6 protein-coding genes and 1 riboswitch are annotated in these 5,790 nt (G+C 42.6%); of the genes, 3 read left to right on the top strand and 3 right to left on the bottom strand.

Annotated features, from left to right (window positions below):
• Positions 1-195: 195 nt before the first annotated feature.
• The 3 genes from glgC (at position 196) to CAG68_RS01105 (ending at position 3,773) form a co-directional block, all read left to right on the top strand.
• Positions 196-1,413 (top strand): glucose-1-phosphate adenylyltransferase, encoded by a 1,218-nt coding sequence (gene glgC, locus CAG68_RS01115; protein ID WP_017634726.1) that lies wholly within the window; start codon positions 196-198, stop codon positions 1,411-1,413.
• Complete coding sequence (gene glgA, locus CAG68_RS01110) at positions 1,403-2,860, top strand: glycogen synthase GlgA (protein WP_017820031.1); 1,458 nt, start codon at positions 1,403-1,405, stop codon at positions 2,858-2,860. The genes glgC and glgA overlap by 11 nt, the downstream gene beginning before the upstream one ends.
• A gap of 109 nt (positions 2,861-2,969) precedes the next feature.
• Positions 2,970-3,773: an alpha/beta fold hydrolase gene (locus CAG68_RS01105; RefSeq protein WP_017820032.1), complete on the top strand. Its 804-nt coding sequence runs from the start codon at positions 2,970-2,972 to the stop codon at positions 3,771-3,773.
• Positions 3,774-3,804: 31 nt separating this feature from the next.
• On the opposite strand, the gene CAG68_RS01100 is transcribed toward CAG68_RS01105, so the two are convergent.
• From CAG68_RS01100 to CAG68_RS01090, 3 genes are all read right to left on the bottom strand, one after another.
• Positions 3,805-4,125 carry a DUF2007 domain-containing protein gene (locus tag CAG68_RS01100; protein ID WP_017820033.1) on the bottom strand — a complete coding sequence of 107 codons (321 nt, stop codon included), beginning with the start codon at positions 4,123-4,125 and terminating at the stop codon, positions 3,805-3,807.
• A gap of 20 nt (positions 4,126-4,145) precedes the next feature.
• Positions 4,146-4,832: a TVP38/TMEM64 family protein gene (locus CAG68_RS01095; RefSeq protein ID WP_005378366.1), complete on the bottom strand. Its 687-nt coding sequence runs from the start codon at positions 4,830-4,832 to the stop codon at positions 4,146-4,148.
• 114 nt (positions 4,833-4,946) lie between these two features.
• Positions 4,947-5,537: a TfoX/Sxy family DNA transformation protein gene (locus CAG68_RS01090; RefSeq protein WP_005378367.1), complete on the bottom strand. Its 591-nt coding sequence runs from the start codon at positions 5,535-5,537 to the stop codon at positions 4,947-4,949.
• A 116-nt stretch (positions 5,538-5,653) separates the two neighbouring features.
• Positions 5,654-5,743: riboswitch (cyclic di-GMP riboswitch) on the bottom strand.
• Positions 5,744-5,790 lie beyond the last annotated feature (47 nt).

The following is a 5,790-nucleotide window of genomic DNA, read 5'->3' as shown; positions in this document are numbered from 1 at the left end:
CTGTGTGCATTGTTTGCGTCAAAAAATAAGGAAAGAGTGGACGTTGCATACTGGAAGTGCCGTAGCTTTTTTATCCGTGTTGTAAGAGTTCACAGAAACTCAGAGACGGTTGCTAAATGTATTCGCTTGACTCCCCGAGTATGACTCATTCAAGCGAGTACCAAATCCAAGCTATAACGATATGGAGAACAACAAATGGCTGGTGTTTTGGGAATGATTCTTGCTGGCGGTGAAGGCTCTCGTTTGAGACCTTTAACGGAATCTCGCAGTAAACCTTCGGTACCGTTTGGTGGTAGTTATCGATTGATCGATTTTGCTCTAAACAATTTTGTTAATGCGGATCTGATGCGCATTTACGTCCTAACCCAATTTAAATCTCAATCTTTATTCCATCACTTAAAAAAGGGGTGGAACATCAACGGCATTACAGACCGCTTTATCGATCCTATTCCCGCTCAAATGCGTACTGGTAAACGTTGGTACGAAGGGACGGCGGACGCGATCTATCAAAACCTGCGTTTTATGGAGTTAGAGGAACCAGAGCAAGTTTGTATTTTTGGCTCTGACCATATCTATAAGATGGATATCAAACAAATGCTGAACTTCCACTCAGAAAAGCAGGCTTCTCTGACGGTATCTGCATTGCGCATGCCACTAAAAGAGGCGTCGCAATTTGGGGTTATCGAAGTGGATAGCGAAGGCCGTATGATTGGCTTTGAAGAAAAACCAGCAAATCCGAAGTCGATTCCTGGTGACCCTGATTACGCTTTAGTTTCAATGGGTAACTATGTTTTTGAAGCTCAGGTACTGTTCTCAGAGTTGGTCGAAGATGCGGATAATGAAGCTTCATCACATGATTTTGGAAAGGACATCATTCCAAAGATGTTCCCTAGAGGTGATGTGTTCGTGTATGACTTCAGTACCAACAAAATCAGTGGCGAAAAAGAAGAGGTGTACTGGCGTGATGTCGGAACTATTGATGCGTACTGGCAAGCGCATATGGATCTGCTAGAAAAAGATGCACCATTTTCGCTGTACAACCGTAAATGGCCATTGCATACCTACTACCCACCATTGCCACCTGCGACATTTACCGACTCTGATAATGGTCGTGTGCAGATAATCGATAGTTTAGTGTGTAATGGCAGCTATGTTAGAGGCTCAAGAATCGAAAAGTCGGTGCTTGGTTTTCGCAGTAATATTGCTTCTGCTTGCGATATCAGCGAATGTATACTTCTTGGTGACGTAAAAATTGGCGAAGGATGTGTTTTACGTCGTGTGATTGTCGACAAGGATGCCGATATTGCTCCTGGTACTCAGATTGGTGTGAATCTTCAAGAAGATAAAAAACACTTCCACGTGTCTGAGGAGGGCATTGTTGTTATTCCGAAAGGAGCTCGAGTTGGCTACTAACAACTTATCTATTCTGTTTGTAGCTTCTGAGGTTGAAGGCCTCATTAAAAGTGGTGGCTTGGCAGATGTTGCCAAGGCACTACCGGAAGCCCTTCAAAACCTACAGCAAGACGTAAGAATTACCATCCCTGCGTACAGCAGTATTGATAAACTCGCAGACGCAGAAGTTGTATTAGAAACAGAATTAACATCATGGCCGCATACGGAGTATCGAGTTTTGCGGCTCATGTTAGGTCAAAATCCTGTTTACCTGATTGATTGTCCGCCGTATTTCAATCGACCATCAATGTATGCGGAGAACAACCAAGCGTATACTGATAACGGCGAGCGCTTTGCGTTTTTTAGTGCAGCATGTCTCGATATGTTACCCAAGCTCGCCTTTCAACCTAATATCATACACGCGAACGATTGGCACACAGGTCTTGTTCCATTTTTGCTCAAGCACAGGTATGGCAATGATCCGTTTTTTGCTCATACTAAAAGCGTCATTTCAATTCACAATGCGGTCTTTAAAGGCGTATTTAGTTATGAAGATGTGCAGTGTTTGCCAGAGTTTCATTGTAGAAACGTTCCCGATGCTGCGGTGAGTGCAACGCATATTACGATGCTTAAAGCTGGTGTAATGAATGCAGATAAGATAAACGCGGTTAGCCCTACGTACGCAGAGGAACTAAAAACAGAGCTTGGCAGTCACGGCATGGCTTGGGAGTTTCAGCAACGTGCGCAGGACTTAGTCGGCATCTTGAATGGTTGTGATTACAGCGCTTGGAATCCGGAAACTGATACCTACTTGCCGGTTAATTACTGCGCCGACCAGCAAAGTATGTCGCAAGGGAAGAAAGCTTGTAAAAAAGCATTACAACAACGACTAAATTTGCCCGAAAAAAATGTAGCTATGTTCGGTATGGTTTGTCGGTTGACCCAGCAGAAAGGCGTTCATTACTTGTTGCCTGCTTTGGCCGACTTTTTGAAGCACGATGTTCAGCTAGTTGTCGTTGGGACCGGAGACCCTGTTCTTGCCGCTCAGTTACGAGAGGTTGCCGCGCAGTTTTCTAGCAAATTTGCCTTTGTAGAAGCGTATGACAATGAACTTGCGCATATCGTTGAAGCTGGTTCTGATTTCTTCTTGATGCCTTCTGAGTTTGAACCATGTGGCTTAAACCAAATCTATAGTATGGCTTATGGGACATTACCGATAGTACGCGGTGTTGGTGGCTTAAAGGACAGCGTTAGCGATTATGATGTAAACCCATCTGAAGCAACGGGGTTTGTTTTTTTCGAACCGACACCGCAGGCATTGTTGTTAACGATGCTAAGGGCACTGTTGCTCTACGCTCAAAACGAGCCTGAAGTGAATAAAGTACAGTTGCACGCGATGCAACAAGACTTTTGTTGGCAAAAGGCCGCAGAATCTTATTTGCAGCTTTACCACTCAGCGTTAGTTTGACTTAAAATTGTAACGAAAGGCACCGAATGAGGTGCCTTTATTATCTTGAGTAAGGGGAGTGTGGTAGGATGGCTTTTTACTCAATAGCACGATCTTTTTGATACTCAATATGACCCAGCCGCTACTTTTTCATAAAACCTATTTGCACCCTACTAGTAATGAGTGGGTTGTATTTGTGCACGGTGCTGGTGGTAGCTCTTCTATCTGGTTCAAGCAAATTAAAGCTTACAAGCAACACTTTAACTTATTGCTGATCGATTTAAGAGGTCATGGAAAGTCAAATCAGTTACTTAAAGAGCTCATTGCTAGCCGTTATACCTTTACGGAAGTTACCCAAGATATTTTGAAAGTATTGGACCATTTAAAGATCCAATCCGCTCATTTTGTCGGTATGTCGCTTGGTACTATTATTGTTCGAAACCTTGCTGAATTGTCATCAGAGCGCGTACGTTCGATGGTGCTCGGCGGTGCTGTCACAAGGCTTAACACTCGTTCTCAGATATTGGTGAAATTAGGTAATTTTTGTAAGCATATCCTACCGTACATGTGGCTCTACAAACTGTTCGCTTATATTGTTATGCCTCAAAGAAGCCAACGAGAATCTCGCCACCTTTTTATTCGCGAAGCCAAGAAGCTTTGCCAAAAAGAATTTAAACGTTGGTTTATTCTTGCCGCTGATGTAAATCCGTTAATGAAATATTTTAAAGATCGAGAGTTACCCATTCCGACTCTTTACTTAATGGGCGACAGGGATTACATGTTTATTAAACCTGTCAAAGAAATGGTTGCAGCACATAAGCTCAGCATTCTACGAGAAATCCCGAATTGTGGTCATGTATGCAATGTAGAGCGTCCAGAAGACTTCAATCAACACTCCATCGAGTTTATTAAACAGCAAGCTGTATGTGCTTAAAACTGAGTGCATCCACTGAATAGGAGGGCCGCTATAGCTCTCCTAGTTGATATCCACATTGCCAACATGCACCAAATTGCCCTTCGTTTATTTCATGACATTTTGGGCATTGCCAATCTTGATACTCATGCCTATCGGATTGTTTTCGATATGCTTTTACTATTTCTTCAGCTTTCATCTTTTGTGCCGTGTCAAAAAGCCACACATAAGGATCGGTATCATCACCAAACGGCAGTTCTCCTTTTAAGCCGAAAATACCTTCTCCGCGAACTTCACAGTAAATTTGTTCCACTTTAAGCAGCTCACATACAATGTGTGCTTCTGCTGGGTTTTTAGCGATAAATATTTTCATCAAAATACCCACTTCACCAATTACGAGTTTTGCTGACTTGGTGTCGGCCTTACTTTATTCATAACCCATTTAGTGATGATTGGAAATAGTCCCAATAGCGCAAAAGACGCTAATACTGCGGGTGAAACAATGCCCGATAGGCTTTCAATTGTTGCTAATTGAGTACCTGCATTCAGATATACGGCTGTGCCTGGCAGCATACCTATTTGGCTAGTGAGATAAAATCGACCTACAGACATCGGTGTTAAGCCCATCAGTAAGTTGATTAGAAAGAAAGGGAATACAGGGATTAGACGCAAGGAAAATAGATAAAAAGCTCCGTCTTTTTCGACACCTTGATTAATTGCGTTGAGTTTATTTCCGAATTTGTTTTGTACCCAGTCACGCAATAAGTATCGGCTGCTCAAGAAGGCCAGTGTTGCCCCCATAGTGCTAGCGAAAGAAACCAGTAGCAAGCTTGTCCAAAAACCAAATAAGGCTGCACCAAGTAAGGTGACTACTGCCGCTCCTGGGATAGAAAAAGCGGTAATTGCAATGTAGGTAAAAAAGTAAATCGCAGCCGAGAATACAAAATTCTGATCGATGTATGTAGTTAGTGCTTCTTGTTGGGCTTTTGCATTCTCTAAGGTTAAATACTGGCCAAAGTTAATACCTAAAAAGACGATAGCCGCTAGTAGGATGAGACCTAATATCAGTTTCTTATTCATAATTTTGATTCCAATTTGGGATATATGTAATAAGACAGTAGGAAAACCGAAAAAATTTCACAAAAAAACCGCAGATCAGACTGCGGTTTTACAAGATAGTTTTTAGGCCGACTTTTATTGGAGGCCGTTCATCAACTCATCTCGGCGAGCTTGGGGTACCACACTCCAATGAGTGCCGTTGATAGCACCTTCTAGTGCCCATAGCAACTCAATGTTGACGGTTGCAGAGTGCGTATCTCTTATCGCTTTATAGGCGTTAAGCGCACCTTCCTCTTCAAGCTTCTCTACGGATTCGATGCCGGCTTTTTTTAGCATGCGCTCGGTAGCCAGTCGTAAGTTAGGCAAATCTTTCAAACGGTTAGGCTTTGTACTTGCTTGTTGTTCTTTCTCAAGCTTTGCCTTTTTCAATGATTGATTCGCTACTTCGATTAAGCGTTCGCTTGATTCCCATAAATCGCTGGAAATAGCGTAGTACTTTGTAACGACTGGAAAGCCACGTTTTTTATAAACGTAAGGCTTTAGCCCTTGTTTCTCGAAGTCAGATGAAGTTTTTTGGTCTGCTCTGATATGAAGCTGATTGTTTACCACTAGTGCAAACATTGTTTCATCAGCGAATAGTCCGAAGCCACCAAACATTGAGCGCGACTTGATATTACCAAGTGCCTCAAATAGCTTCATAGAGTCTTTGAGTATCGGTTTATCCATGTTTTGTTATCTCGGTGTAATTAATATTACGCCACCAAAAGTCAGGTCCGAGAGAGTAGCAAACATGCGTAAAAACAATGTCATTACAGAGTAAAGTCATTGCTTACACACTTGCCATCGGTAACCCCGCTACCTTCCATATCGTAATATGGTTCAGGCCGGAGGCTTTGCGTCCCACTCTTTCGAATGGTTTGCCCTGTGCGTGACACAATGAGCATACTTCTTATATTGAATTAACATCACGGTTTAGCGT

It is taken from the genome of Vibrio sp. V42_P2S4T144 (assembly GCF_009904715.1).
Lineage (GTDB): Bacteria > Pseudomonadota > Gammaproteobacteria > Enterobacterales > Vibrionaceae > Vibrio > Vibrio alginolyticus.
The sequence above is the reverse complement of the archived record's forward strand: the minus strand, read 5'-3'. Positions and strand labels throughout refer to the sequence as shown.

Coding starts and splice junctions, on each gene's coding strand:
- CAG68_RS01090 (WP_005378367.1), bottom strand. CDS start 5,537: ATGGATAAACCGATACTCAAAGACTCTATGAAGCTATTTGAGGCACTT.
- CAG68_RS01105 (WP_017820032.1), top strand. CDS start 2,970: ATGACCCAGCCGCTACTTTTTCATAAAACCTATTTGCACCCTACTAGT.
- CAG68_RS01100 (WP_017820033.1), bottom strand. CDS start 4,125: ATGAAAATATTTATCGCTAAAAACCCAGCAGAAGCACACATTGTATGT.
- glgC (WP_017634726.1), top strand. CDS start 196: ATGGCTGGTGTTTTGGGAATGATTCTTGCTGGCGGTGAAGGCTCTCGT.
- CAG68_RS01095 (WP_005378366.1), bottom strand. CDS start 4,832: ATGAATAAGAAACTGATATTAGGTCTCATCCTACTAGCGGCTATCGTC.